The following is a 2,936-nucleotide window of genomic DNA, read 5'->3' as shown; positions in this document are numbered from 1 at the left end:
TGCGTGCCACGGCCGAGGCCACCGGTGTCGGCGACCTGCTGGAGATCGAACGGCTCGGGCGCCGAGCACCCCGTGCCCACCCCGGACTCAATGTCCACCGCGGTACCCGCTGCCGGGGGCGCCTCTTCGCATGCCAGGGTTCAGCGGCCGCGCAGCCGTTCCGCCAGGTCGCGCACAGCGCCGGCGGCCCGTCGCTGCAGCAGGGGGCCGAAGGTGATCCGTGCGGCGCCGAGCTCACCCAGCCGGCGGGCGTCGGACGGACCGTCAGGTGTGCCGTTCGCGTTGAGCGGGACCGGGACGGCGGCGGCAAGACGGGGAAGGTCGTCGGCCGGGGCGGCGATCGGGTAGACGCAGTCCGCACCGGCGGCCGCGTAGAGCCGGGCGCGGGCGATCGTCTCGGCGACCACGTCCGTACCTGCCGGGACACCCCTGAAGTACGTGTCGACGCGGGCGTTGACGAAGAGACGGCCGCCGGCCGCGGAGCGCACCTCCGCGAGCCGGTCCGCGTGCCGATGCGGGTCGAGGAGGATCCCGTCTGCCGAGTCCTCCAGGTTGCATCCCACCGCACCGGCCTCCAGCAGGCGTTCCACGAGTTCCGCCGGGGCCAGGCCGTAACCGGACTCGATGTCCGCCGATACGGGAACGGACACGGCGCGCACGATACGGGATACTGCCGCGAACATCTCGGCGGCGGGCGTGTGACCGTCCTCGTGGCCGAGCGAGGCCGCGACCCCGGCGCTCGGTGTCGCCAGCGCCGGAAAGCCGGCGTCGGCGAAGGCACGGGCGCTCGCGGCGTCCCACGGACCGGGGAGTACCAGGGGGTCGCCCGGAGCGCGGTCGTGGTGAAGGGCGCGGAAGACGGACACCGGCTCGTTCATGGGGCTCACCGTCGCCTCAGTGCTTGATGTCGCCGGGCGTGTAGTGGCCGGGTACCTGACGGGTGGCGACCCCGAACCGGTTCCAGGCGTTGATCACCGTGATGGCTGCGATCAGCTGGCTGAGCTCGGCCTCATCGAACTGCTTGGCGGCCTTCGCGTACACCTCGTCCGGTACGAATCCGTCCGTCAGGACCGTCACGGCCTCCGTCAGCTCGATCGCCGCCAGCTCCTTCTCCGTGTAGAAGTGCTGCGACTCCTCCCAGGCGCTGAGCTGGATGATCCGCTCGGCGGACTCACCCGCGGCGAGCGCGTCCTTCGAGTGCATGTCCAGACAGAGGGCGCAGCGGTTGAGCTGCGAGGCCCGGATCTTCACCAGTTCGAGCAGCGTCGGGTCGAGTCCCTTACGCGAGGCGGCGTCCAGCCGGACCATGGCCTTGTAGACATCGGGGGAGAGCGTGGCCCACTGCAGTCGGGCGGGGTGCTCGGGGGTGTGGTGGTGTCCGTTCGTCGTCATGCCTACGACGCTACGGCCCCGGTGGCGCACCGGTATGGTCCATTTCCATGACAGATTCCTGGGCCGCTTTCGGGGCTGACCTGCACATCGAACCGGTCGGCGCGGGGCTGCGGAGCGGGCTGATGAACGCGCTGCGGGAGGCTGTCCGTACGGGGCGGCTGGCCCCCGGCACCCGGCTGCCCTCGTCCCGTACGCTCGCCGTCGATCTCGGAGTCGCCCGCAACACCGTCGCCGACGCCTACGCCGAACTCGTCGCCGAGGGCTGGCTCACCGCACAGCAGGGTTCGGGGACGAGGGTCGCGCAACGGGCGGCCCCGCGCCGTCCGGCCGCGCGGGCGGCGCGATCCCGGCAGGTACGGCGCCGGCCTGCCCACAACCTCATGCCCGGATTCCCCGATCTGTCGACGTTCCCGCGCGCCGAGTGGCTCAAGGCGTCCCGGCGCGCCCTGACCGCCGCTCCCAACGAGGCCTTCGGGTACGGGGATGCGCAGGGACGCATCGAACTGCGCACCGTGCTGGCGGACTACCTGGCGCGGGTGCGCGGTGTGGACGCGGACCCCGAACGCATCGTGATCTGCTCCGGGTTCGTCCACGGGCTGATGCTGATGGGGAAGGTGCTGCGGAAGCGGCGGGTCAAGGAGGCCGCGGTCGAGTCGTACGGTCTCGACATCCACTGGAACCTCCTGTCCGAGGCGGGACTGCGCACCCCGTGTCTGCCGGTGGACGAGCTCGGGGCCAGGACCGGGAAACTGGGCGGGATGCGAGGCGTCGGCGCGGTGCTGATGACCCCGGCGCACCAGTTCCCGACGGGTACCCCTCTCCACCCCGACCGGCGGGCCGCGGCGGTCGACTGGGCGCGGTCCGCGTCGGGCCTGATCCTGGAGGACGACTACGACGGGGAGTTCCGTTACGACCGCCAGCCGGTGGGCGCACTCCAGGGACTTGACCCGGAACGGGTCGTCTACCTGGGGACGTCCAGCAAGTCGCTGGCACCCGGACTGCGGCTGGCCTGGATGGTTCTGCCGGAAGGGCTCGTGGGAGAGGTGAGCGAGGCGAAGGGGGGCTTCGACTGGATGTCAGGGACGCTGGACCAGCTGACACTCGCCCAGTTCATGGCGTCGGGAGCCTACGACCGCCATGTGCGCGCGATGCGCCTGCGCTACCGGCGCCGCCGCGACCAGCTCGTCGAGGCGCTCGCCGAGCGTGCCCCGGACATCCGGGTGAGTGGCATCGCGGCCGGACTGCACGCGGTGCTCGAACTCCCCGAAGGTACCGAGCGGTCGGTGGTCCAGGCGGCGGCCTGGCAGGGACTCGCGATCGAGGGGCTGTCGCGCTTCCGGCACCGGGACGCGGTCGCGGGCCGGGACGGCCTGGTGATCGGCTACGGCTCTCCGACGGAGAGCGCCTGGGCGGGCTCGCTGGACGCGCTCTGCCGGGTGTTGCCCTAGGTGTACTGCCCAGCCAGGTTGGTCGAGTTTGTGTGACGACACGATCTGAATCTGCGAGATGACGAAGGCCTCCGGTTGTGGAGTGGAGCTGTCTAG

General features: G+C 71.4%; 3 protein-coding genes. 1 reads left to right on the top strand and 2 read right to left on the bottom strand.

Going from position 1 to position 2,936, the window contains the following annotated elements:
* Nucleotides 1–140: 140 nt before the first annotated feature.
* Both ABZS61_RS34685 and ABZS61_RS34680 read right to left on the bottom strand, forming a co-directional pair.
* The gene (locus ABZS61_RS34685) at nt 141–878 is read right to left on the bottom strand and encodes an isocitrate lyase/phosphoenolpyruvate mutase family protein (RefSeq protein ID WP_356430469.1); all 738 of its coding nucleotides are present in this window, start codon (nt 876–878) and stop codon (nt 141–143) included.
* A 16-nt stretch (nt 879–894) separates the two neighbouring features.
* Complete coding sequence (locus tag ABZS61_RS34680) at nt 895–1,392, bottom strand: carboxymuconolactone decarboxylase family protein (RefSeq protein ID WP_356430465.1); 498 nt, start codon at nt 1,390–1,392, stop codon at nt 895–897.
* A gap of 47 nt (nt 1,393–1,439) precedes the next feature.
* On the opposite strand from ABZS61_RS34680, the gene ABZS61_RS34675 reads away from it, so the two are divergent.
* Nucleotides 1,440–2,840, top strand: a complete 1,401-nt coding sequence (locus tag ABZS61_RS34675) for a PLP-dependent aminotransferase family protein (RefSeq protein WP_356430462.1) — start codon at nt 1,440–1,442, stop codon at nt 2,838–2,840.
* Nucleotides 2,841–2,936 lie beyond the last annotated feature (96 nt).

It is taken from the genome of Streptomyces sp. NPDC005566 (assembly GCF_040605575.1).
Lineage (GTDB): Bacteria > Actinomycetota > Actinomycetes > Streptomycetales > Streptomycetaceae > Streptomyces.
This window is presented reverse-complemented; position numbering and strand designations above follow the sequence as displayed.